Raw genomic sequence first — 22,373 nt, 5'->3', positions numbered from 1 at the left:
CATGGAAGAAGAGCTATTGAATGGGTTGGATGCTAGAGCTCGCCACCAACAATGTCGCATTACATTTTATTGATAGCAATTAACATCAAGTTAATTGATGCATTTGGTGCGAGGCGGCCTTTATCCCCGTTCAGCCTTTCCGACAAAGGGAAAACGGGCACGCACCACCTCCGGGTGCGTGCACAGGTGCACCATCCCAGCCATGCCTTGCATCAAGCCAATATAGGGAAAATACTAGGTAGTCACCGGAAGCTTCAACCCGATCCCAAGCGGTTCGCAGCGACTTTTTCCATGGCGGTGGAAGGCCTTTGCGGGCAGCTCATCGTTGTAGCGCGTGATTAATCGAGCGTCTTGAGCACCCGGACGAACTCCTGCGCCAGGCGCGACATGGGCTGCAACGCCAGGTTGAAGGCGTGGATGGGCGCGTGCACCATGGGCGCTACCGGGATCGCCACCACATTGGACCAGGACGGCCCACGGATGGTGAGCTCATCGACCAACGCCACGCCCACACCCGCCTGCACCATGGCGCAGGCCACATGCGCCTGCTGCACCTCGACGCGGGGCACAGGCTGGTTTTCCTCGTTGCCAAAGATGCGGTGCACCAGTTGCGCAAAAGGAATCTCGCTGCCGTAGCCGATAAAGCGCTCGCCCTGCAGGTCACCGCCAGAGATCTGCTCGCGCCCGGCGAGCCGGTGGTGCTGGGGCAGCGCGGCGACGATGCGGTTTTCATACAGCGGCTGCATGGCCAGGCTCGGGTGGGGGATCGGCATGTAGGTGACACCGAGCTCCACCTGCTGGGTAAGCAGCGCTTGCAGCATCACATGGGGGATATGGGTGTGCAGCACCACGCGCACCTCTGGAAAGAGCCGCGTGAAACGCGCCACCGCCAGCGGAATAAGCGACTGACCGATATTGGGGCTGCAGGCAATGCGAATCTGCCCCTCCCTGTTCAGGGCGAGGTTCTCCGCCACCTCGTTCACCCGCTGCACGTTCTGGTAGAGCACGCTCACCTCTTCAAAGAGGCGGCGGGCTTCGGGTGTGGGGTACAGCCTGCCCTTGATGCGTTCAAAGAGCTGCAATCCCAATCGCTGCTCCGTATAGGCGATCAACCGGCTCACGGCGGGCTGGGACACATATAGCAGCTTGGACGCTCCGCTGATGGAGCCGCTGAGCATGATGGCCCGGAACACTTCGATCTGGCGCAGATTGAGCTTCATGAATAACCTGATGTTAATTACTTCGCATATTTAAGCATATGACATTTTGTTAATTGCACTCCTACACTTTTCCTACTTCCTGTGATTTCGGAGAGCAAACATGAGTGACTTTGACCTTGTCGTTCAAGGCAATATCGTTGACGCACGCGGTGTCGTGCAGGATGGCTGGCTGGGCGTACGCGACGGCAAGGTCGCCGCACGCGGTGAAGGCGCAGCACCCGCAGCGCGAGAGAAGGTAGACGCGCGCGGCCAGTGGATCGTGCCGGGCGTGGTCGATGGCCAGGTGCACTCGGGCAGCCAGGCCGGCCAGGAAGGCCTGGGCTGGGCATCGCGCGCAGCCGCGGCCGGCGGTGTGACAGTGATGGTGGACATGCCCTACGACGACCCGCAGCCGGTGGCATCGCGCCCGCAGCTGGACGCCAAGATTGCCGAGGTGGAGCGCGACTGCCATGTGGACGTGGCCCTGTTCGGCACGCTCAACGCCGAGCATGGCCTGCAGGCCGCGGCCGGCCTGATCGAAGGCGGCGTCTGCGCCTTCAAGTTCTCCACCTTCGAGGCCACTCCGGGGCGCTTTCCGCGCGTGGACGAGGACGACCTGTTCGAGGCCTTCAAGCGGATCGCGCCCTCGGGCCTGGTGTGCGGCGTGCACAACCAGATGCAGGACTTGACGCGCAAGAACATCCGCCGCCTACAGGAGGCCGGGGACACCGGCTGGGATGCCTTCATGCGCGCCCACACGCCGCTGATCGAGAACCTGGCCACCGGCATCATCTATGAGCTGGGCGCAGAAACCGGCGCACGCGCGCACGCCGTGCATGTCTCGACATCGCGCGGCTTCGAGTTATGCGACATGTACCGCAGGAACGGCACTGCCGCCACCATCGAGACCTGCATCCAGTACCTCATGCTCAACCATGAGGAGCACACCCGCCGCTTCGGCGCCAAGACCAAGCACTATCCCCCCATCCGCCCCAAGGCCGAGGTGGATCTGCTGTGGACGCATATTGCGCGCGATGCCTGCACCTTCGTCTCGTCCGATCATGTGAGCTGGGGCCTGGAGCGCAAGGGCAATCCCGACGTGTTCAAGAATTCCTCAGGCGGACCGGGCCTGGAGACGCTGCTGCCCGCGTTCTGGACCGGCTGCGAGCGGCACGGCATTGCCCCTTCGATGGTGGTGCGCCAGCTTTCGCGCAACCCAGCGCGCCACTTCCTGCTGGACGACCGCAAGGGCACGCTGGACGTGGGCATGGACGCCGACATCGTCATTCTCAAGCCCGAGCGCTATGCTTTTGATCCGTCGACCAGCCTCTCCGCCGTGCACTGGAGTTCGTTCGAAGGCATGGAATTCACCGTGCGCGTGGCCGGCACCTGGTGCCGCGGCCAGCAGGTGTTCGACGGCAGCAGGGTATTGAACAAGGCCGGCGACGGCCACTTCCTGCGCCCGCACGCCAGCCGCGGCGTGCCCCCTTCCTACGACGATTGACAGGCCCGGCATGACTGCACATATCAAGCTCCCGCCCCTGAATGCCGAGCGCCTGTGGCGCCGCATAGAGACCCTGTCCACGTTCACGCTGCCCGACGTGCCATGGACGCGCCGCGCCTTCTCACCCGAGTTCGAGAAGGCCCGCGCGTGGCTGGCCGACGAGTTCAGGGCCGCGGGCATGCAGGTACATCTCGACGAAGGCGGCAACCTGGTGGGCCGCCTTCCTGCGGCAGCCGGAGCGCCCGAGCGCGCGCCCATCGTGACCGGTTCGCACTGCGACACAGTGATGATGGGGGGGCGCTTTGACGGCATCATCGGCGTGCTTGCGGGCATTGAGGTCGCGCACACGCTGCACGAAAACGGCATTGTCTTGCAACACCCGTTTGAGGTAATCGACTTCCTCTCCGAGGAGCCGAGCGACTACGGCATCTCCTGCATCGGCAGCCGCGCCATCTCCGGCAAGCTCGACGCAGGCATGCTCGCCGCGAAGAACCCGCAAGGAGAAACGCTCGCAGAGGGTATGCGCCGCATTGGCGCCACGCCCGAAGCACTCGACAAGCCGCTGCGCGGCAAGGACAGCACCGCAGCGTTCGTTGAATTGCACATCGAGCAGGGCCCGGTGCTGGAGCAACGGGGGCTGCCGATCGGCGTAGTCACCAACATCGTCGGCATCCGCCGCGTCTCCTTCACGGTCCACGGCCAGGCCGACCATGCGGGCACCACGCCGATGGACATCCGCCATGACGCACTGGTAGGTGCAGCGCGCATCATCGACGCAGCCAACCGCAAGGCCGGCGCACTTGCAGGCAAGCCGCATTACGTGGTGGCCACCGTGGGCCGTCTCTCGCTCACGCCCAACGCATCGAACGCCGTGCCCGGCATGGTGGAGATGATGCTGGAAGTGCGTAGCGACGCCCAGAGCGTGCTCGACACCTTCCCCGATGAATTATTCGCTGAAGCGCAGGCAGGCCTCGCGCAATTGCGCGTGCGCGCCGAAATGCACGATCTGAGCCGGTCACTGCCCACGGATTGCCAGGAGCTGGTGATGCAGGGCATTGAGCAGGCCTGCCAGAACCTGGCCTACGCCAACATGCGCATGCCCAGCGGCGCAGGCCACGACGCCGTCTACATGGCCCCCACCGGCCCCATCGGCATGATCTTCATCCCCTGCCTCAATGGCCGCAGTCACACACCGCAAGAGTGGATTGAGCCGTCGCAGCTGCTCGATGGCACGCGCGTGCTGTATGAAACCATTCGCGTGCTCGACGAACGGCTCTGACAACTCCGTCGCAACGGCCTACCGCCTGGTCGGGGCAAAGGCCAGCGCCGTCTCGACCATGCGCTTCAAATGCGGCTGCACGCCTGCAGCCACCTCGGGCAGATAGTCGAAGGGCAGCGTCTCCTGCATGTAGCTGCACTGCGTCATCTCCAGCTGCACGGCGTGGATGTTGCGCGCCGGCTCGCCATAGTGGCGCGTGATGTAGCCGCCCGTGAAGCGGCCGTTGAGCACGGCCGTGTAACCCTGGGCGGCCTTGGCGCTGGCGAGCAGTTGCTCGGCCAGCGCCGGGGCGCAGCTCGCGCCCTGGCCCGTGCCCAGGTTCAGGTCGGGCAGCCGGCCCTCGAAGAAGCGCGGCAGCACCGAGCGGATGGAGTGCGCGTCCCACAGCACGGCCACGCCATGCGCGGCGCGCAGGCGCTCCAGCTCGGCGCGCAGTTGCGCGTGGTAAGGCGCCCAGTAGGCTTCGCGGCGCGCGGCGACCTCGGCCTCGTTGGGCACATCGGCAGGATTGGCGTATAGCGGTGCGTCGTCGAAGCTATCGACGGGGCACAGGCCGGTCACGCTCTGGCCGGGGTAAAGGCTGGCGCCATCGGGCGGGCGATTCAGATCCACCACGTAGCGCGAATGCGTGGCCACAAGGATGGAGGCGCCCAGCGCCTGGGCAAAGTCGTACAGGCGCGGCAGGTGCCAGTCGGTGTCCGGCACCTGGCGCGCCTCGGGTGTCAGGCGCGCGGCGATGGCCGGCGGCAGGTAGGTGCCCGCATGGGGCATGGAGATGAGCAGCGGCGCCGTCCCCTGGTGGAAGCTGAAAAGCGGATGGGTGGTGTCGAGCATGGTGCCCCCTGGGTTGCAATGCAAGTATCCACGCGCGGCACACTCGTGCGGCGCATGGCCCTGGCTCAGGCCCGGGTCAGGCACCCTTCACGATGCGGCCCTGGCGCACGATGGTGCGCGCCGGGTTGTGGCCAAACCAGTAGGCGAGCTCGGCGGCCTCGCGCAGGTTCCACAGCACGAAATTGGCGGGCCGCCCCGCCGCGATCAGGCCGTGCGTGTCCGACAGGCCCAGCGCGTGCGCGGCGTGCGTGGTGATGCCCGCGAGCGCCTCGGGCACCGTGAGGCGAAACAGCGTGCAAGCCATGTTGGCCATCAGCAGCAGGCTCAATGCGGGCGAGGTGCCGGGGTTGTGGTCGGTGGACACGGCCATGGGCACGCCCGCTGCGCGGAGCTGCGCGATGGGCGGCAGCTGCGTATCGCGCAGCGTGTAGTAGGCGCCGGGCAGCAGCACGGCCACGGTGCCGGCGGCCTGCATCGCGTCGATGCCTTGCTGCGACAGGTGCTCGATGTGGTCGCAGGACAGGGCACGAAAGCGCGCCGCGAGCTGTGCGCCGCCCATGTCCGAGAGCTGCTCGGCATGCAGCTTGACCGGGATGGCTAGCCTTTGCGCGGCCTGGAACACCTGCTCGGTTTCCGCCAGCGAGAAGGCGATGCGTTCGCAGAACACATCCACGGCATCCACCAGGCCCTCGGCGGCAAGCTGGGGCAGCATCTCGCTACAGACCAGATCAACATAGTCCTGACTCCGCCCGGCATATTCGGGCGGCAGCGCGTGCGCGCCGAGGAAGGTGGTACGCACCGTCACGCCCAGCGCCTGGCCCAGGCGGCGCGCCACGCGCAGCTGCTTGCGCTCGTGCTCCAGGGCCAGGCCATAGCCGGACTTGATCTCGATGGCGCACACGCCCTCGTCCAGCAGTGCCGAGAGGCGCGGCAGCGCGGCAGCGAACAGCTCGTCCTCGCTGGCGGCACGCGTGGCGCGCACGCTGGAGACGATGCCGCCGCCGGCCCTGGAAATTTCTTCATAGCTGGCGCCGGCCAGGCGCATGGCGAACTCCCCCGCACGCTGGCCGCCATAGACCAGGTGCGTGTGGCAATCCACCAGGCCGGGCGTGGCCAGCAGGCCGCCGCCGGCATGGCGCGCCAGCCCTGCGTAGTCAAGGGGCAGCGCCGAGGACGGGCCCACCCAGCGCAGCACCCCGCCCTGCACCACCAGGCTGGCGGCCTCATGCTCGGCCAGGGGACTATCGCCACGGAACAGCCCGGGTGCGAGGCGCAGGTCTTCCCAGACGCCGTCGGCGCTGAGGGCGGTGGTGGTATCAGCGTTTTTCATGGCTCAATTACTACATTAGTTATAGCTATCAGCGCTTGCCTATCAAGCGCAAAAGGCATATTTCATCAAATAACAGGCCGCAACTCCACCCAGGCCAGGACGGGCGCATCGCCGCCCTGCCCCGCCTGCGGCACGAGCGCCGGTCCGGCCTCGGCGGCGCTCCACCACAGGCCCTGGCCGGCAGACAGCCGATCGTCACCCCGACTCCAGCGGCCCGCGAGCACCAGGCACAGGCCCGCGGGCGTGCCGCCGGGCTGGCGTGCGTCGCGCACCACCTGCACTTCGCCGCGCCAGCGGCCCCGGCGCAGCATGAGGTTGAAGTCGGTGCAGGCGCCGCCCAGCAGGGTGCAGTCCACGGCCGCCTCGCCGGAAAAGGCCAGCGGCCGCCAGCGCCTATCCAGCCTGTGGTCCAGGCTGTCGTCCCGCGCGCGCAGGTGCACGCCGTCGCCATCGAGCAGCATGATCCGGCGATCCACGCCCGCGAAGGCCGAGAACGGCCCGGGCGCGACGATGGTGGCCACGCTCACGCGCCACTCGAAGCCCTCCATGCCCGCGTCGGGCGGCCAGCAGGCCAGCTCGCGCGTGTGGCCGCCGCCGTTCTTCCAGGGGGTGGGCGGCACGGCCGCGAGGTCGAAGGAGTGCATGGGCGGATCAGGGCGTATAGAGGATTCAGTGGATGGCCAACTGGCGCGATATGCGCGCCGCGGCGACGACGGCCATGCGGATCAGCGCCTGCTCCTGCCCCTGGGCGCGCAGGATCGGCGCCATCAGCGTGATGGCGCCCACGGCCTGGCGCGAGGCGCCGAACAGCGGCACGCTGCAGCCCCAGACGCCGGGGTCCACCTCGGCCGCGGTCATGACAAAACCGGCGCGGCGAATGGCATCGAGCTCGTCCTGCGCGGCCTGGCGCGCGGGCGTGCCCGGGCCCCACTGGGCGTCGAGCACGGCCGCGCGCGCGGCCTCGGGCAGGTGGGCCAGCACGCATTTGGCCGAGGCGCCCGCACGCAGAGGCACGCTGCGCCCCTTCTCGAACGAGCAGCGCAGCAACTGCTGGCTCTCCACCATGTCCAGGCAGATGGCCCGGTCGTTCACGGCCACGACCAGGCCCACGCTTTCCTGCGACTGCTGCGCCAGCTCCACCATGGCCGGGCGCGCCTGGCGCACCAGGTGCGAGGCCAGGTCGAACCCCAGCGCAAGCTGCAGGCCGAGCGGCCCGGGCGCGTAATAGCCGTCGCTCTCGAGCACGAAGCCCCAGCGCTTGAGCCGCGCCAGCTGGCGGTACAGCGTGCTGCGCGCCAGGCCCGTGTGCTCCATGAGCTCGGCGGCCGACAAGGCCTTGCCCTGCTGCGCCAGCACGGCCAGCACCTGCAGCACACGGTCGGCCGTGGGCACAGCGGTGGGCGAAGCACTCTTGTTCATGGCGGCAGTACCAATGTCAAAAAATGGGAATGCGGGCCCCTCTTCAATACGCCTGTTCAGCAGACCCTGGCAATGCGCGCCGCCAAGCGGGCGACCACTTTGGCGGTGATGCCGTCGCGGTCGAAGGCGGGGTTGAATTCGGCCACATCGGCCGCCACCAGCTTGCCGCTGGCGAGCACGGCATCCACCACGGCCTCCACGCACCACAGCGGCACGCCCAGCGGCGCAGGCGCCGATACGCCGGGGGCGACGGCGGCGGGCAGCACGTCGGTATCCAGGGTCAGGTACACGGCGTCGCAGGCCTGCAGGTCCGGTGCCAGATCGGCCAGCGCGGCGTGTACGCCGGCTTCGGTCTGCAAGGCGTCGTCCAGCACATAGCGCACCTGCAAGGCATCGGCACGGTCGAACAAGGCCTGGGTGTTGGCATAGCGGCTGATGCCCAGCACGCGGTAGTCAAACGGCAGGCCCTGCGCGGCGCAGTGTTCCTGGATCTGGCGGAACGGCGTGCCCGAATTGCCCTCGCGCGCCTGGCGCAGGTCGAAATGCGCGTCGAGGTTGACGATGAGGATGCGCGCGCCGGACCGCGCCCGCGCCACCCCCTGGAAGGTGCCCCAGGCCACCTCGTGCCCACCGCCCAGCACCAGGGGCGTGCAGCCCTGTGCCAGGGCCTGCGCCACCCGCTGCGCCAGAGCGGTTTGCGCCGCGTCGAGCGCGCCGCCTTCGCACACCGCATCACCCGCGTCCCAGAGCGCCGGTTCGCCCAGGATGGGCAGGTTGGCCAGCGCCTTGCGCGCCGCCGCTGGTCCTTGCGCGGCGCCCGGGCGGCCGCCGTTGCGGCGCACGCCCTCGTCCACGGCGAAGCCAATCAGGGCCACGCCCGAGCGGCTCTGCGGTGTAAAAGGCTGCACGCACTGGTGCCAACGGCGGCTGTCGCCCACTTCTTCGGCGTCAATGCGGCCCTGCCAGACAAAGGGTGCGGTCATGGTGGTCCCTGGTTTACTTGATCATGGGAAGTTTCAGGCCCTGCTTCTTCGCCGTCGCAATGGCCAGCTCGTAGCCTGCGTCGGCATGGCGCATCACGCCCGAGCCGCAGTCGTTGACCAGCACGCGCGCCAGGCGCTCGGCCGCGGCGTCCGTGCCGTCGGCCACGATGACCATGCCCGAGTGCTGGCTGTAACCCATGCCCACGCCGCCGCCATGGTGCAGGCTGACCCAGGTGGCGCCGCCGGCGGTGTTGAGCAGGGCGTTGAGCAGCGGCCAGTCGGAGACGGCATCGGTGCCGTCGCGCATGGCCTCGGTCTCGCGGTTGGGGCTGGCCACGCTGCCGGTGTCCAGGTGGTCGCGGCCGATGACGATGGGGGCCTTGAGCTCGCCGTTCTTCACCATCTCGTTGAAGGCCAGGCCCGCCAGGTGGCGCTCGCCCAGGCCCAGCCAGCAGATGCGCGCGGGCAGGCCCTGGAAGGCGATGCGCTCCCTGGCCATGTCCAGCCAGCGGTGCGTGTGCTTGTTCTCGGGGAACAGTTCCTTGATCTTGGCGTCGGTCTTGTAGATGTCCTCGGGGTCGCCCGACAGCGCCACCCAGCGGAACGGCCCCTTGCCCTCGCAGAACATGGGCCGGATGTAGGCGGGCACGAAACCGGGGAAGTCGAAGGCGCGCTGAACGCCCTCGTCGAAGGCCACCTGGCGGATGTTGTTGCCATAGTCCACCGTGGGCACGCCCATGGCCTGGAAGTCGAGCATGGCCTGCACATGCACGGCGCAGCTCTTGGCGGCCGCAGCCCTGAGCGTGGGATGCTGGCCGGGGTCGGCCGCGGCGGCGTTCCACTGCTCCACGGACCAGCCTACGGGCAGGTAGCCGTTGATCAGGTCGTGGGCCGAGGTCTGGTCGGTCACGATGTCGGGCCGGATGCCGCCGGCCTTGGCGCGGCGGGCCAGCTCGGGCAGGATTTCCGCGGCATTGCCCAGCAGGGCGATGGAGACGGCCTCGCCCCTTTCGGTGTGGTGTTTGATCAGGGCCAGCGCATCGTCAATGTCCTTGGCCTGCTTGTCCACATAGCGCGTGCGCAGGCGGAAGTCGATGCTGGACTGCTTGCACTCGATGTTCAGCGAGCAGGCGCCGGCCAGCGTGGCGGCCAGGGGCTGGGCGCCGCCCATGCCGCCCAGGCCGGCGGTGAGGATCCACTTGCCCGTCAGATCGTTGTTGTAATGCTGGCGGCCAGCCTCGACGAAGGTCTCGAAGGTGCCCTGCACGATGCCCTGGCTGCCGATGTAGATCCAGCTGCCGGCGGTCATCTGGCCGTACATGAACAGGCCCTTGCGGTCGAGCTCGTTGAAATGCTCCCAGTTGGCCCACTTGGGCACCAGGTTGGAGTTGGCGATCAGCACGCGCGGCGCGTTTTCGTGCGTCTTGAACACGCCCACGGGCTTGCCGGACTGGATCAGCAGCGACTCATCGGCTTCGAGCTTCTTGAGCGATTCCAGGATCTGGTCGTAGCACTCCCAGTTGCGCGCCGCGCGGCCGATGCCGCCGTAGACCACCAGGGCCTTGGGGTTCTCGGCCACGTCCGGATCCAGGTTGTTCTGGAGCATGCGGTAGGCGGCTTCGGCCAGCCAGTTCTTGCAGTGCAGGGTGGAGCCGTGGGGAGCGCGGATGACGCGGCTGGCGTCGAATCGCGGATCGGCGGCTTGGAGGATGGTGTCGTTGGCGTTCATGGTCGTTTCCTTCATGAAAAAAAGGGGGCGGGAAAGAGGGGCTGCCGGTGTGGACGGCAGGGGCGGCATTCAGGTTGCCGACATGGCGGCAGCGGCTGGCAGCGTGGTGGCCGGCTCGGCTGGGTAAATCATCTGGCCGGGGACACGCATGGTTTTCTTGGCCAGCGGGTAATACACCAGCGCCGTGACGACCAGGCTCACGATCCAGGAAATGTCGGCCCCGCCCAGCATCTTGGTGAACGGGCCGGTATACATCTTCTGGGCCAGAAAGGGAATCTGGACGACGATGCCCAGCACGTAGCAGCCCAGGGCCACCGCGTTGTAAGCACCGTAGCGGGCATTGCTGTCGTACAGCGCCGGAATGTCGACGTGCTCCTTGGACACCAGGTAGTAGTCCACCAGGTTGACGGCACTCCACGGCACGAACACGGCCAGCAACAGCAGCACGAAGTTCTTGAAGTTGTTCAGGAAGTCAGCACTGGCAGCCAGCGCGATCAGCATCGACACCACCACGAAGCCGACGATGAACAGCATGCGCGCAAACGGCGAAATCCGGCTCTTGTTGTTGAAGGCACTGGAGGTGGTCAGTATCGACATGAAGCCGCCGTAGGCGTTCAGGCAATTGACCGTGAGCTTGCCCATCACGATCACCAGGTAGATCACCACTGCGGCCGCCGGGCCGGCCAGGTCGCCCATGAAGCCGACCTGGTTCTTCAGGAATGCAGCGCCCGACACCGCTGCCACCAGCACGCCGAAGGTCATGGCGAGCTGCGCACCCAGAGCGGTGCCGATGAAGGTGGACCAGAAGGTCGAAGAAACGGTGGTGTTCGACGGCAGATAGCGTGAGTAGTCGGCCACGTAGGGTGCGAAGGTCAGCTGCCAGCCGGCCGAGAGCGAGATCGCCAGCAGCAGCGTGGCCACGCTGAAGGGCTTCTGGCCGAACGCGGAGGCCACGTCGTACTGGTGAAAGAGCTGGTAGGCCAGGAACAGCCAGCCGGCGATGCCCACGACGCTGGCGATCCTGCCCAGCTTGTGGATCAGGTTGTAGCCGATCACGGCGACGATGGCCGTCATGGTGCCGAAGGCGATGATGCCGAACGCTGGCGCCTCAATGCCGAACATGCTGTTGATCGCCTGGCCCGACAGTACGGTGCCGGTGGCGGCAAAGCCCAGGTACATGATGATCACCAGCACCAGCGGCAGCGCCGCGCCCTTGACACCAAATTGCACGCGGCTGGAAATCATCTGCGGCAGCCCCAGGCGCGGCCCCTGCGCCGAATGCAGCGCCATCACCGCGCCGCCCAGGATGTTGCCGATCAGCAGGCCGATGATGGCCGTCCAGGCCTCGACACCGAAGATGACCGCCAGCGCGCCATCGACCACCGCGGTGATCTGCAGGTTGGCACCGAACCAGAGGGTGAACTGGCTGGAGGGAGAGCCATGGCGCTCCGACTCCGGAACCATGTCGATGGTTCTTGTCTCGATGGCGCCGGCGGATGCCGGCGCGGTGGTCTGAATACTCATGGAATGCTCCATCGTTCCCTTGAATAGCCTCTATCATGTGCATACAACTTAATGGAAATTTCGCTTAAGTTGTATAGATCAATTTTGTGTTTTACTCATGGCACCGTCAATTGTCTATACAGGTTTTTTTATCCGTACAAACCCTATGCGCACTCCAACTCGTACGTCTTCCCCGGCGGCCATTCCGACGTTCCAACGCATCAAGGACTATGTGCTGCAGCAGATCCAGAGCGGCACATGGCAGGAAGGCGATGCCATTCCCAGCGAAGCGGCCCTGGCAAAGCAGTTCGAGGTGGCGCGCATGACGGTCAACCGTGCCCTGCGCGAGCTCAGTGACGAACAGACGCTGACGCGCGTACAGGGCTCCGGCACTTTTGTGGCCCAGCAGAAGTACCAATCCACCCTGGTCCAGCTGCGCAACATCGCAGACGAGATCGCGGCGCGTGGCCACGTACACCGCGGTGAATTGCAGAAGCTGGAGCGCTGCCGCGCCGATACCGCCCTGGCGCGGCAGTTCGAGCTACCCGCCGGCCAGACCACCCTGTTCCATTCGGTGGTGGTGCACTACGAGAACAACCTACCGATCCAGGTCGAGGACCGCTATGTCAATCCAGCGGTTGCGCCCGACTACCTGACCCAGGAATTCGGCAGCCAGACGCCCAACGCCTACCTGATGCGGGTAGCGCCGCTGCAGGGCGTGCAGTTCTCCATCGAGGCCAGCATGCCCGGCACCGAGGTGGCGGACATGCTGCGCATGGAAGCCGGCGAACCCTGCCTGGTGCTGCGCCGCAGCACGAGATCCCAAGGCCAGGTGGCCTCGGTATCGGCGCTGTGGCATCCGGCATCGCGCTATCGATTCACAGGCAGTTTCTGAGCCGCATTCAACCCACCCAGCTGGGCAGAATGCGCCGCAGTGCCTCGGGCCAGTCGCCCGCCTGGGCCCACAGGCGCATGGCCTCGATGTCGGGCGCGAGGTAACGGTCTTGTTCGAGGAAGGCCACGCGTTGGCGAATGGCGGCGAACTGCACCTCCACGAGGGGGGATGACTTGAGCGAGCGGTCGAACTCCATGCCCTGCGCGGCCGACATGGCCTCGACGCCCACGATCACGGCCGTGTTGCGCGCCATCTCCAGCAGGCGCCGCGCGCCGTAGGTGGCCATGGAGACATGGTCCTCCTGGTTCGCCGAGGTAGGCAGGCTGGTCACGCTGCTGGGGTGGGCCAGGCACTGGTTCTCGGCGGCCAGGGCCGCGGCCGTGACCTGGGCGATCATGAAGCCCGAGTTCAGGCCGCTCTCGCGGATCAGGAACGGCGGCAGGCCCGACAGGCCGGGGTCGAGCAGCAGCGACAGGCGCCGCTCGGAGATGGCGCCGATCTCGGCCAGCGCCAGCGCGATGATGTCGGCCGCGAAGGCCACGGGCTCGGCGTGGAAGTTGCCGCCCGAGATCACCTCACCGGTATCGGTGAACACCAGCGGGTTGTCCGACGCGGCATTGGCTTCGATGCGCAGCACGCGCGCGGCGTGCGCGAGGTTGTCCAGGCAGGCGCCCATGACCTGGGGCACGCAGCGGATGGAGTACGGGTCCTGCACGCGGCCGCAGTGCGGGTGCGAGGGGTCGATGGCGCTGCCTTCGAGCAGCGCGCGCACGGCGGCGGCCACGGCGATCTGGCCCGCCTGGCCGCGCGCCTCGTGGATGCGCGCGTCGAACGGCTTGACCGAGCCCTTGATGGCCTCGAGCGTCAGCGCACCCGACACCAGGCCGGCCGCGAACACGCTCTCGGCCTGGAACAGGCCGGCCAGCGCCAGCGCCGTGGACACTTGCGTGCCATTGAGCAGCGCCAGCCCCTCCTTGGGGCCCAGCACGAAGGGCGCCAGCCCCACGGCCGCCATCGCCTCGCGGCCTGAGACGATCTGGCCCTTCACCTTGGCCTGGCCCTCGCCGATCAGCACGCAGGCCAGGTGCGCCAGCGGCGCGAGGTCGCCAGAGGCGCCCACCGAGCCCTTGGCCGGGATCACCGGCAGCACATCGGCATTGGCCAGGGCCAGCAGCGCATCGACCAGGGCCGGGCGCACGCCCGAGTGGCCACGTGCCAGGCTCACGGCCTTGGTGGCCAGCACCATGCGCACCACCGGGTCGGGCAGGGGCTCGCCCGTGCCCACGCTGTGCGACAGCACCAGGTTGCGCTGCAGGTCGGCCAGGTGGTCGTGGGCGATCTTGGTGCTGGCCAGCTTGCCAAAGCCGGTGTTGATGCCATAGACCACCTGGTCTTCATCGACGATGCGCTGCACCGTGGCCTGCGCCGCCAGCATGGCGGCCTGCGCGGCCGGGTCGAGCCGCAGGAGCACGCCGCCCGCGGCCAGGCGGCGCAGCTCGGCCAGGCTCACCTGGCCGGGGCATAGCACCAGGGCTTCGGAATGGGAGGGGTTGGCGAGGTTCATGGCGATGATCCTGTATATACAAGTACGGTCAACAAAAACGATCCGTGCGGACGCAAGCCGCAACTATCCAAATACCGGGTTGCCGTCGGCGCGTATGCGGCAGCCCAGGCGGTAGCGCGACGCCGGGTGCAGACAGCGCACCAGCGTCACGGGCGTGCCCCGGCTCCAGGTGCGGCGCATCAGCAGCAGGCAGGGCTGAGTCGGCTCCATCTCCAGCAGCTGGGCCTGCTCGCGCGTCGGCAGCACGGCATCGACCACATGCTCCATCTGGTCGTAGGGCACGTTGCGCACCAGGAATTCCGAGGGCTGCAGCTGCGCGAAGTCCTGCTCGATGAAGTCGGGCACGATGCGGGGATTCACGTAGCGATCCTCCAGCTGCACGGGCACGCCATCCTCCAGGTGCACGCACAGGGCATGGAACACCGACTCGCCCGTGCGCAGGTCCAGCGCCGCCGCCACCTCCATGCTGGCCGCCACGCGCTCCACGCTGAGCACCTGGCAGCGGTAGTCGTGGCCTCGGGCGCGGATCTCGCTCGCCAGGTTGGCGATCTGCAGCAGCGTGGACTGGGGCTTGCCCTCGGCCACGAAGCTGCCCACGCCCGCCACGCGCACGATGCGTCCCTGCTCCGTCAGCTCGCGCAGGGCGCGGTTCACGGTCATGCGCGAGATGCCGAATTGCAGCACCAGCTCGTTCTCGGAGGGCAGGCGGTCGCCGGCCTTCCACGAGCCGTCCTGGATCTTGCGCGCGATATGGTCCTTGACCTGCTGGTACAGCGCCACGCCCGGCGATTCGCCGTGCGCGGCGGGCTGGCGGGTGCTGGTGCGTGCAGAGGAAGCGGGGGGCATAGATGCTCTGCGGCGGATCAATGCGCCTCGGCGGCCATGGATTCGGCGCGGATTTCCTCGGTCAGGCGCGCCTTGAGCTCCATGAACTCGGGCGAGGTCTTGATCGTGTAATGGCGCGGGTGCGGCAGATTCACGGCGATCTCGCTCTTGATGCGCCCCGGGCGCGCGCTGAACACGGCCACGCGGTTGGCCATGAAGATGGCCTCGTCGATGTCGTGCGTGACGAACATCACCGTCTTGCGCTCGGCCTCCCAGATGCCCAGGAGCAGTTCCTGCATGAGCACGCGGGTCTGGTTGTCGAGTGCACCAAAGGGCTCGTCCATGAGCAGGATCTTGGGGTCGTTGGCCAGGGCCCGGGCAATCGCCGTGCGCTGCTGCATGCCGCCCGAGAGCTGCTTGGGAAAGTGCTGCTCGAAGCCGCGCAGCCCCACCTTGGCGATGAAGTAGGCCGCACGCTCCTTCTGCTCGGCTTCAGGCATGCCGCGCTCGCGCAGGCCGAAGCGGATGTTCTGCTCGATCGTGAGCCAGGGAAACAGCGTATAGCTCTGGAACACCATGCCGCGGTCGGCACCTGGCCCCAGGACGGGCTGCCCGCCCAGCAGCACCCGGCCCGAGCTTGGATGGTCCAGCCCGGCAACGATGCGCAGCATGGTCGATTTGCCACAGCCCGACGGCCCGAGGATGGTCACGAAGTCGTTCTCCTGCACGTCGAAATCGACGGGCAGCAGGGCCTGCGTGGCCTGCCCCTTGGGGCTGACAAAGGTGCGCGACACGGCTTGAATGGACAAGAGCGGGCTCATCACAAGGCACTCCAGGCGAACAGGCGGCGGTTGATGGTCTTGAAGAACACGTCGGACACCAGGCCGATCAGGCCGATGACGATGATGCCGAAGATGATCTGCCCGGTATTCAGCAGCGCCTGGCTGTCGGTGATCATGTGGCCTATGCCCGAGGCCGAGCCGATCAGCTCGGCCACGATGACATAGGTCCAGGCCCAGCCCAGCACCAGGCGCAGGATCTCGGCAATGTCGGGGGCGGCGCCCGGGATCAGCACGCGGCGCACGATGCCCGTGGGCGTGGCGCCCAGCGTGTAGGCGGCCTCCACCAGGTCCTTGCGCGCATTGCCCACGGTGACGGCCACCATCAGGATGATCTGGAACACCGAGCCGATGAAGATCACCAGCAGCTTCTGCAGCTCGCCCAGGCCCGCCCACAGGATCAGCAGCGGGATGAAGGCCGAGGCCGGCAGGTAGCGGCAGAACGACACGAAGGGCTCCAGGAAGGCCTCCACCCCCTTGTGCGCCCCCATCGCGATGCCCAGCGGCACGGCCACCACGGCGGCCATGATGAAGCCGCCGAGCACGCGCCACACGGTCATGCCGATGTCGTGCAGGAAGCCGAACTCGGTAAACAGCAGCCAGCCTTCTTTGGCCATGGTGATGGGGCTGGCCAGGAACGTGGGCGAGACGAAGCCGCCCAGCGTGAAGAAGGCCCACACCACGAAGAACAGCACGAAAAAGCCCACGCCCAGGGCCACGCGCATGCGGGCGCTCACGGGCTCCAGTGGCGCCAGGGCGCGGCGGCGCACGTGCCTCTCCTGCCCCGCCAGCGGCGGGGCCGCAGTCATTGCCTGGTTCATATCACGTTCCTTTGGCACCCTGTGCTCACTTGATGAAGCTGTCGTCGTACATCGCGCCGTAGTTGTCCGGCAGCTTGCGGATCACGCCGGCCTCCAGCAGGATGGCTGCCGCGTCCTTCATGAACTGCTGCAGTTCGCCCGCGAAGAACTTCTGGTTGGCCGCCTTGTCCTGCCAGCGCAGGAAGCCAGCCGACTTGCCAAAGGCCTCGCCCGTCTGCTTGACGGCTGCGCCCATGATGTCGTTGGACTTGGCAGGGTCGGCCTTGATCATCTCCAGCGCCTGGAAGTAGGAGTTGGCCAGTGCCTGCGCGGCCTTGGGGTTGGCCTTGAGCCAGGCGGGGTCGCAGCCCACGGTGTCCATCACCATGGGGTAGTCCAGCGTGGTGGCCAGGATCTTGCCGGCCTGCGGGTTGGCACGCACGGTGGACAGGTAGGGCTCGTAGGTCATGGCCGCATCGTTCTGCCCCGAGATGAAGGCCTGGGCCGCGGGCTGGGGTTCGAGCGAGACGATCTTCACATCCTTGAGGCTCATGCCGTTCTTGGACAGCATCCAGGCCAGGCCGAAGTGCGGCGCTGTGCCGGGAGCGCTCACGCCCACGGTCTTGCCCTTGAGGTCGGCAAAGCCCTTGACATCATTGCGCACGGCGATGCCGTCGGCGCCATAGGACTTGTCCATCTGGAAGATCTGCACGATGGGCACGCCGTTGGTGTTCCAGGCCACATGCGTCTCCACCGTGGTGGCGGCGCACTGGATGGCCTTGGAGGCCAGGGCCAGGTGGCGGTCCTTCTGCGGAATCATCTTCAGCTCCACGTCCAGGCCGTTCTTCTTGAAGATGCCCGCCTTGTCGGCCAGCGTCAGCGGCGCAAAGCCTGTCCAGCCCGACATGCCCAGCACCACCTTGGTCTCCTGGGCCTGGGCCGGCGCGGCCAGCCCCGCTACACAGACCACCGTCGCCGCTAGCGACGCCATCTTCACAACCGTTTGGCTCATATATCGTCTCCTGTAGGAAAAAGTTCTTTGGCTTGCCCAGATTGGGAAGCAGGCCTTGCTTCCTTGCCGCGATGATCGTGGTCCCCTCGCACCTGTCTATACAGGGTAAACACTAGGAATGCACTGCTCGGACGCCAGGAAAACGGCCTTCTTCCCACCTCCCGGGAACACGCTGCGGCGCTTCCCGCAACGGGGCACCGCAAGGGCCGATCAGTCGGCCAGCACCATGCGCGCGATGATGTTGCGCTGCACTTCGGACGAGCCTTCATAGATGCGCAGGATGCGCGCATCGCGCACGTAGCGCTCCAGCGGCATCTCGCGCGTGTAGCCGTAGCCGCCGTGGATCTGCAGCGCGGCGTCGGTCACGAAGCCCACCATCTCGGAGGCGTGCAGCTTGGCCATGGCCGACTGCAGCGTAAAAGACTGGCCCGCCTGGCGCAGCGCGAGCGCCTGCAGCGTGAGGGCCCAGGATGCTTCCAGGCGCAGCTTCATGTCGGCGAGCATCCATTGCAGGCCCTGCTTGCTCGCGATGGGCTCGCCGCCGATCTGGCGCTCGCGCATCCAGCGCGTGGCATCGGCCAGCGCGGCCTCGGCAATGCCCAGAGCCGTGGCCGCCACGTCCAGGCGGCTGTTGTCCAGCACCTTCATCGCAGTCTTGAAGCCCGTGCCCTCGGCGCCCAGGCGGTTCGCGGCCGGCACCATCACGCCGTCGAACGCCACCTCGAACGCGTGCGCGCCCTGGATGCCCATGAGCCTCTCGGGCGAGGAGATGCTGATGCCGGGCGAATCGGTTTCCACCACGAAGGCGCTGACGCCACGCGCGCCGGCGTCGGAGTCGGTCTTGGCGAAGACCACGAGGAACCTGGCCTCCTTCGCGTTCGAGATGAAATGTTTCACGCCGTCGATACGGTAATGCTCGCCCTCACGCACGGCGCGCGTGCGCAGGTCGGCCGGGTGCGAGCCGCCGCGCGGCTCGGTCAGCGCGAAGCCCGCCAGCCACTCGCCGCTGGCCGCACGCGGCAGCCACCGTGCGTGCTGCTCGGGGCTGCCGCCGATGAGCACCGCATCGGTACCCAGGTAATGCGCACCGATCATCGAGGAGGTGGCGGCGCAGGCGCGCGAAATTTCCACCAGCGACAGCAGCATGGCCGTAGGCGTGACGCCCGCGCCGCCCAGCGGCTCTGGCAGGTTCATACCCATCACGCCCAGCGCGGCCAGTTGCGGCACATGGCAGGTGGTGGACAGGCCGTGCTCATCAATCTCCCGCGCGCGCGGCGCAAGGGTCTCGGTGGCGAAGCGGGCCACGGCGTCAGCCACGGCCTGATCGTCGGGGCTCACGCCCAAGCGGTTTGTCTGGTTCATTTCATCGGCTCCTGAACATCAAAGGGAAACGGTGTGTGTCATGGCGGGGCCGAACAGCCCCGCCGCACGCAGCGCGGCCAGCCGCTCGCCGCCCGCCTGCAGCAGCCCGGCCATAAGCTCGTCGGTGTGCTGGCCCAGCGCGGGCGCAGGCTCGGTGCGGTTGGGGGCGGAGCCGCCAAACTTCACGGGCTGCGTGGGCACGCGCAGCCCGGGCAGGCGCGGATCGTCCACGGCTGACAGCAGGCCGCGCGCCAGGCCCTGCTCGGATTCGAGGGCCTGCGCCATGGTCCACAACGGGCTGCCGGGCACGCCGGCGGCCTCCAGCTGCGCCACCACCTCGGCCACGCTGTGCCGGCCAGCCCAGGCCTCGATGGCGGCGGCCAGCTCGCCCTCGTGCGCCCGGCGCAGCTCGTCGGTGGCAAAGCGCGCGTCCTGCGCGAAACCAGGCGCGCCAATCAGCGCCGCCAGCGTCGCAAACAGCTTGTTGTTGAGCACGGCCAGCGCAAAATGCCCGTCGCGCGCGCGATACACACCGAACGGTGCCGAGAAGGAATGCCGGTTGCCGCTGCGCCGCGCGCTCTCGCCCGTGAACAGGTAGCGGCCCACGCCCGTGACGAGGAAGGCCAGCGTGGCGTCGAACATGGCCACGTCCACATGCTGGCCCAGGCCGGTGCGGCGCTGCTGCAGGAGCGCGGCCAGCGTGGCCCAGGACGCGAACAGGCCGGCGATCACGTCCGACACGGCCTCGCCCACCATGGTGGGTGGGCCCTCGGGCTCGCCCGTGGCCTCCATCAGGCCGCTCATGGCCTGCACGATGATGTCGTAGGCCGGCAGGTGCGCCAGCGGCCCCGTCTGGCCGAAGCCCGATACGCTCACGTACACCAGGCGTGGGTTGGCACGGCAAAGCGCCTCGGGGCCCACACCCAGGCGCTCGGCCACGCCGGGGCGGAAGTTCTCCACCACCACATCCACGTTCTGGACGAGTTGGGCGACGGTCGCCGCGGCCTCGGGGTGCTTGAGGTCCAGAACCAAGCTCTTCTTGTTGCGGTTGAGCGCGGTGAACAGGCTGCTGATGCCATCGCGCATGGGGCCGATATGGCGGTAGTCGTCACCGCCCGGAGGCTCGACCTTGATGACCTCGGCCCCCAGGTCGGCGAGCAGCGCCGTGGACAGCGGCCCCGCGAGGACGCGGCTGAAGTCAAGGATGCGGAAGCCGTCGAGCGGTCTGGTGGTGGGGGGCGATGCGGACATGCGGGGCTCCTTCGGGTATGCAAGGTGCCCATGGTTGCCCAAACCGATATCAAAATAAAATATTCAATCTTGATAATTTGAATCAATCATTTTGATAAACATCAGCCTGCGCCAGCTCGAATACTTCGCCGCCGCGGCCCAGCATGGCGGCGCGGCGCGCGCGGCCGAGGCGCTCAGCGTGTCGCAGCCCAGCATCTCCAAGGCCATTGCCGACCTGGAGGCGCTGTGGGGCGAAACGCTGTTCGTGCGCCGCCATGCGCGCGGCCTGGAGCTTACGACCGCGGGCCAGATGCGCCACCGGGAGGCGCACGCGCTGCTCGAGCGCGCACGCGCGCTCGAAGGACCGCGCACGGACGAGGAAGCGGGACTGCTGCGCGTCGGCTGCCTGTCCACGCTGGCACCACGCCACCTGCCCGCCATGCTGGTGCGCATGCGCGAACGCCATCCGCAGGTGGAGATCGAAGTGCACGAGGCCGACACCGAGGCGCTGCTGCAGATGCTCGAGCGTGGAGCCCTCGATGCCGCCCTGCTCTATGACATGGGCCTGGCGCGCCCGGTGCGCCTGGAGGCCGTGACGGCCTTCGTGCCCTACGCCCTGCTGCCCGCGGGCCACGCGCTCGCAGCGCGCACCAGCCTGCCGCTGGCCGCGCTGGCGCAGGAGCCCTTCATCCTCATCGACCTGCCGCACAGCCGCGAGTACTTCCTGTCGCTGTTCCGCCAGGCGGGCGTGGCACCACGCATCGCCCATGCCTCACCCTCGATAGAAATGGTGCGCTCGCTCGTGGCCAATGGCCTGGGCGTATCCCTGCTTACCACGCGCCCGGTGCGCGACTGGAGTTACGACGGCAAGCGCCTGGCCTGCCGGCGCCTGCGCGGACCGCTGGCCGCCCAGTCGGTGGTCATGGCCTACCCCGAGCGCCTGGGTGCAGCCAATCCGCGCGCCGCGCTGTTCGCGCATGTCGTGCGCGAGTGTTTCACGCAGCAGCGCGACGCCATGACGGCGCCCGAGGCGCCTTGACGCCTGCGCGGCGCCTTATTCGGCCTCGATCTTCGAACTCTTGATCACGCCGGCCCAGTTGGCGAAGTCGCTCTTCACGCGCTCGCCCAGCTGCTGCGGGCCCTGGTAGTCGGCCGCGGCGCCCTGCTCCTGGGCCTTCTTGCGGAAGGCCGGGTCTTCCACCACCTTCTTCATGTCGGCGGCCAGCTTGTCGATGACCGGCTTGGGCACGCCCGCGGGCGCAAACAGCGCGAACCACGAGGTGGCGTTCACGCCGGGGTAGCCGGCCTCGGCGGTGGTGGGCACGTCGGGCAGGCTGGCCAGGCGCTCCTTGCCAGTGACGGCCAGCACGCGCAGCTTGCCGGCAGCGATATGGGGCATGAACGGCGGCGCGGTGCCGAAGGTCAGGTCCACCTGGCCGCCCAGCAGGTCCTGCAGCGCCGGGCCCGTGCCCTTGTAGGGCACGTGCACCATCTTGATGCCGCCCTGCTGCTCCAGCATGGCGCCGGTCACATGCTGCAGCGAGCCGTTGCCCGACGAGGCGTAATTCAGCTTGCCGGGGTTGGCCTTGGCGTAGGCCACCAGCTCCGCCAGGCTCTTCACCGGCAGGCCCTCGCGCACCACGATGATCTGCGGCGCCGAGATCACGTTGGCGATGGGCTGGAAGTCCTTCTGCTCCCACTGCGGCGCCTTGGTGAGGTGCGGCGAGATCACATGGTAGCCCGAGTACTGCATGAGCAGCGTGTAGCCATCGTGCTCGGCGCGCTTGACGATGTTGGCCGCGATGGCACCGTTGCCGCCACCCTTGTTGTCCACCACCACCGACTGGCCCAGCACCGGGGCCAGCGCCTGCGCGGCCATGCGGGCCGAGATGTCGGTGGTGCCGCCGGCAGCGGCGGGCACGATGAAGGTCACGGTCTTGTTCGGGTAGCCGCCCTGCGCCCAGGCCGTGGACAGCGCCAGCGTGGACAGCGCCAGCGCGCCGAATTGTTTGCGGGTAATGCGCATTGTCAACATGGGTTATGTCTCCTTGTGAGAGTTGTGGGAG

General features: G+C 67.4%; 20 protein-coding genes. 4 read left to right on the top strand and 16 right to left on the bottom strand.

Going from position 1 to position 22,373, the window contains the following annotated elements; genetic code table 11:
• Window positions 1–338: 338 nt before the first annotated feature.
• Complete coding sequence (locus tag P7644_RS07690; protein ID WP_404302596.1) at window positions 339–1,220, bottom strand: LysR substrate-binding domain-containing protein; 882 nt, start codon at window positions 1,218–1,220, stop codon at window positions 339–341.
• A gap of 100 nt (window positions 1,221–1,320) precedes the next feature.
• On the opposite strand from P7644_RS07690, the gene P7644_RS07685 reads away from it, so the two are divergent.
• Complete coding sequence (locus tag P7644_RS07685) at window positions 1,321–2,703, top strand: dihydroorotase family protein (RefSeq protein WP_404302595.1); 1,383 nt, start codon at window positions 1,321–1,323, stop codon at window positions 2,701–2,703.
• Between the two features lie 10 nt (window positions 2,704–2,713).
• Complete coding sequence (locus P7644_RS07680; protein ID WP_404302594.1) at window positions 2,714–3,982, top strand: Zn-dependent hydrolase; 1,269 nt, start codon at window positions 2,714–2,716, stop codon at window positions 3,980–3,982.
• 18 nt (window positions 3,983–4,000) lie between these two features.
• Here P7644_RS07680 and hutG (P7644_RS07675) read toward each other — a convergent pair whose 3' ends face one another.
• The 7 genes from hutG (P7644_RS07675) to P7644_RS07645 all read right to left on the bottom strand — a co-directional run bounded on the left by hutG (P7644_RS07675) (window position 4,001) and on the right by P7644_RS07645 (window position 11,801).
• The gene (gene hutG / locus P7644_RS07675; protein ID WP_404302593.1) at window positions 4,001–4,816 is read right to left on the bottom strand and encodes an N-formylglutamate deformylase; all 816 of its coding nucleotides are present in this window, start codon (window positions 4,814–4,816) and stop codon (window positions 4,001–4,003) included.
• A 76-nt stretch (window positions 4,817–4,892) separates the two neighbouring features.
• Window positions 4,893–6,146 (bottom strand): imidazolonepropionase, encoded by a 1,254-nt coding sequence (hutI, locus tag P7644_RS07670; RefSeq protein WP_404302591.1) that lies wholly within the window; start codon window positions 6,144–6,146, stop codon window positions 4,893–4,895.
• Window positions 6,147–6,211: 65 nt separating this feature from the next.
• Window positions 6,212–6,790, bottom strand: coding sequence for a HutD family protein (locus P7644_RS07665; RefSeq protein WP_404302589.1), 579 nt, complete (start codon window positions 6,788–6,790; stop codon window positions 6,212–6,214).
• A gap of 25 nt (window positions 6,791–6,815) precedes the next feature.
• Window positions 6,816–7,565, bottom strand: a complete 750-nt coding sequence (locus P7644_RS07660) for an IclR family transcriptional regulator (RefSeq protein WP_404302588.1) — start codon at window positions 7,563–7,565, stop codon at window positions 6,816–6,818.
• A 56-nt stretch (window positions 7,566–7,621) separates the two neighbouring features.
• Window positions 7,622–8,548, bottom strand: a complete 927-nt coding sequence (gene hutG, locus P7644_RS07655) for a formimidoylglutamase (RefSeq protein ID WP_404302586.1) — start codon at window positions 8,546–8,548, stop codon at window positions 7,622–7,624.
• 13 nt (window positions 8,549–8,561) lie between these two features.
• Window positions 8,562–10,277: a urocanate hydratase gene (gene hutU, locus P7644_RS07650; RefSeq protein ID WP_404302584.1), complete on the bottom strand. Its 1,716-nt coding sequence runs from the start codon at window positions 10,275–10,277 to the stop codon at window positions 8,562–8,564.
• 69 nt (window positions 10,278–10,346) lie between these two features.
• On the bottom strand, window positions 10,347–11,801 hold the full coding sequence (locus P7644_RS07645) for a purine-cytosine permease family protein (protein ID WP_404302583.1): 1,455 nt from the start codon (window positions 11,799–11,801) through the stop codon (window positions 10,347–10,349).
• Window positions 11,802–11,946: 145 nt separating this feature from the next.
• Here P7644_RS07645 and hutC (P7644_RS07640) point away from each other — a divergent pair, with 145 nt between their 5' ends.
• Window positions 11,947–12,675: a histidine utilization repressor gene (gene hutC, locus P7644_RS07640; protein WP_404302582.1), complete on the top strand. Its 729-nt coding sequence runs from the start codon at window positions 11,947–11,949 to the stop codon at window positions 12,673–12,675.
• Between the two features lie 7 nt (window positions 12,676–12,682).
• On the opposite strand, the gene hutH is transcribed toward hutC (P7644_RS07640), so the two are convergent.
• The 7 genes from hutH to P7644_RS07605 form a co-directional block, all read right to left on the bottom strand.
• Complete coding sequence (gene hutH, locus P7644_RS07635) at window positions 12,683–14,239, bottom strand: histidine ammonia-lyase (RefSeq protein ID WP_404302580.1); 1,557 nt, start codon at window positions 14,237–14,239, stop codon at window positions 12,683–12,685.
• 63 nt (window positions 14,240–14,302) lie between these two features.
• Complete coding sequence (gene hutC, locus P7644_RS07630) at window positions 14,303–15,085, bottom strand: histidine utilization repressor (RefSeq protein ID WP_404302578.1); 783 nt, start codon at window positions 15,083–15,085, stop codon at window positions 14,303–14,305.
• A 17-nt stretch (window positions 15,086–15,102) separates the two neighbouring features.
• Window positions 15,103–15,885: an ABC transporter ATP-binding protein gene (locus tag P7644_RS07625; protein WP_404302576.1), complete on the bottom strand. Its 783-nt coding sequence runs from the start codon at window positions 15,883–15,885 to the stop codon at window positions 15,103–15,105.
• Entirely contained in the window at window positions 15,885–16,724 is an 840-nt protein-coding gene (locus tag P7644_RS07620; protein ID WP_404302574.1) for an ABC transporter permease, read from the bottom strand. Before P7644_RS07620 ends, P7644_RS07625 begins: the two co-directional genes overlap by 1 nt.
• Window positions 16,725–16,749: 25 nt before the next feature.
• On the bottom strand, window positions 16,750–17,715 hold the full coding sequence (locus P7644_RS07615) for an ABC transporter substrate-binding protein (protein ID WP_404302573.1): 966 nt from the start codon (window positions 17,713–17,715) through the stop codon (window positions 16,750–16,752).
• 210 nt (window positions 17,716–17,925) lie between these two features.
• Complete coding sequence (locus P7644_RS07610; protein ID WP_404302572.1) at window positions 17,926–19,077, bottom strand: acyl-CoA dehydrogenase family protein; 1,152 nt, start codon at window positions 19,075–19,077, stop codon at window positions 17,926–17,928.
• 18 nt (window positions 19,078–19,095) lie between these two features.
• Entirely contained in the window at window positions 19,096–20,328 is a 1,233-nt protein-coding gene (locus P7644_RS07605; protein WP_404302571.1) for a CaiB/BaiF CoA transferase family protein, read from the bottom strand.
• A 91-nt stretch (window positions 20,329–20,419) separates the two neighbouring features.
• On the opposite strand from P7644_RS07605, the gene P7644_RS07600 reads away from it, so the two are divergent.
• Window positions 20,420–21,346, top strand: coding sequence for a LysR substrate-binding domain-containing protein (locus tag P7644_RS07600; protein ID WP_404302570.1), 927 nt, complete (start codon window positions 20,420–20,422; stop codon window positions 21,344–21,346).
• 15 nt (window positions 21,347–21,361) lie between these two features.
• Here P7644_RS07600 and P7644_RS07595 read toward each other — a convergent pair whose 3' ends face one another.
• A complete protein-coding gene (locus P7644_RS07595) occupies window positions 21,362–22,333 on the bottom strand; it encodes a Bug family tripartite tricarboxylate transporter substrate binding protein (RefSeq protein WP_404303154.1) in 972 nt (323 codons plus the stop codon).
• Window positions 22,334–22,373: the final 40 nt, after the last annotated feature.

It is taken from the genome of Alicycliphilus denitrificans (assembly GCF_044792555.1).
GTDB classification, from domain to species: Bacteria; Pseudomonadota; Gammaproteobacteria; order Burkholderiales; family Burkholderiaceae_C; genus Alicycliphilus; species Alicycliphilus denitrificans_A.
Note: the sequence above shows the minus strand (reverse complement) of the source record. Positions and strands in the feature narration are given on the sequence as shown.

Excerpts from the sequence above, each read along its gene's own strand:
- P7644_RS07690 (WP_404302596.1), bottom strand. The coding sequence starts at position 1,220 with ATGAAGCTCAATCTGCGCCAGATCGAAGTGTTCCGGGCCATCATGCTC.
- P7644_RS07685 (WP_404302595.1), top strand. The coding sequence starts at position 1,321 with ATGAGTGACTTTGACCTTGTCGTTCAAGGCAATATCGTTGACGCACGC.
- P7644_RS07680 (WP_404302594.1), top strand. The coding sequence starts at position 2,714 with ATGACTGCACATATCAAGCTCCCGCCCCTGAATGCCGAGCGCCTGTGG.
- hutG (WP_404302593.1), bottom strand. The coding sequence starts at position 4,816 with ATGCTCGACACCACCCATCCGCTTTTCAGCTTCCACCAGGGGACGGCG.
- hutI (WP_404302591.1), bottom strand. The coding sequence starts at position 6,146 with ATGAAAAACGCTGATACCACCACCGCCCTCAGCGCCGACGGCGTCTGG.
- P7644_RS07665 (WP_404302589.1), bottom strand. The coding sequence starts at position 6,790 with ATGCACTCCTTCGACCTCGCGGCCGTGCCGCCCACCCCCTGGAAGAAC.
- P7644_RS07660 (WP_404302588.1), bottom strand. The coding sequence starts at position 7,565 with ATGAACAAGAGTGCTTCGCCCACCGCTGTGCCCACGGCCGACCGTGTG.
- hutG (WP_404302586.1), bottom strand. The coding sequence starts at position 8,548 with ATGACCGCACCCTTTGTCTGGCAGGGCCGCATTGACGCCGAAGAAGTG.
- hutU (WP_404302584.1), bottom strand. The coding sequence starts at position 10,277 with ATGAACGCCAACGACACCATCCTCCAAGCCGCCGATCCGCGATTCGAC.
- P7644_RS07645 (WP_404302583.1), bottom strand. The coding sequence starts at position 11,801 with ATGAGTATTCAGACCACCGCGCCGGCATCCGCCGGCGCCATCGAGACA.
- hutC (WP_404302582.1), top strand. The coding sequence starts at position 11,947 with ATGCGCACTCCAACTCGTACGTCTTCCCCGGCGGCCATTCCGACGTTC.
- hutH (WP_404302580.1), bottom strand. The coding sequence starts at position 14,239 with ATGAACCTCGCCAACCCCTCCCATTCCGAAGCCCTGGTGCTATGCCCC.
- hutC (WP_404302578.1), bottom strand. The coding sequence starts at position 15,085 with ATGCCCCCCGCTTCCTCTGCACGCACCAGCACCCGCCAGCCCGCCGCG.
- P7644_RS07625 (WP_404302576.1), bottom strand. The coding sequence starts at position 15,885 with ATGAGCCCGCTCTTGTCCATTCAAGCCGTGTCGCGCACCTTTGTCAGC.
- P7644_RS07620 (WP_404302574.1), bottom strand. The coding sequence starts at position 16,724 with ATGAACCAGGCAATGACTGCGGCCCCGCCGCTGGCGGGGCAGGAGAGG.
- P7644_RS07615 (WP_404302573.1), bottom strand. The coding sequence starts at position 17,715 with ATGAGCCAAACGGTTGTGAAGATGGCGTCGCTAGCGGCGACGGTGGTC.
- P7644_RS07610 (WP_404302572.1), bottom strand. The coding sequence starts at position 19,077 with ATGAACCAGACAAACCGCTTGGGCGTGAGCCCCGACGATCAGGCCGTG.
- P7644_RS07605 (WP_404302571.1), bottom strand. The coding sequence starts at position 20,328 with ATGTCCGCATCGCCCCCCACCACCAGACCGCTCGACGGCTTCCGCATC.
- P7644_RS07595 (WP_404303154.1), bottom strand. The coding sequence starts at position 22,333 with ATGCGCATTACCCGCAAACAATTCGGCGCGCTGGCGCTGTCCACGCTG.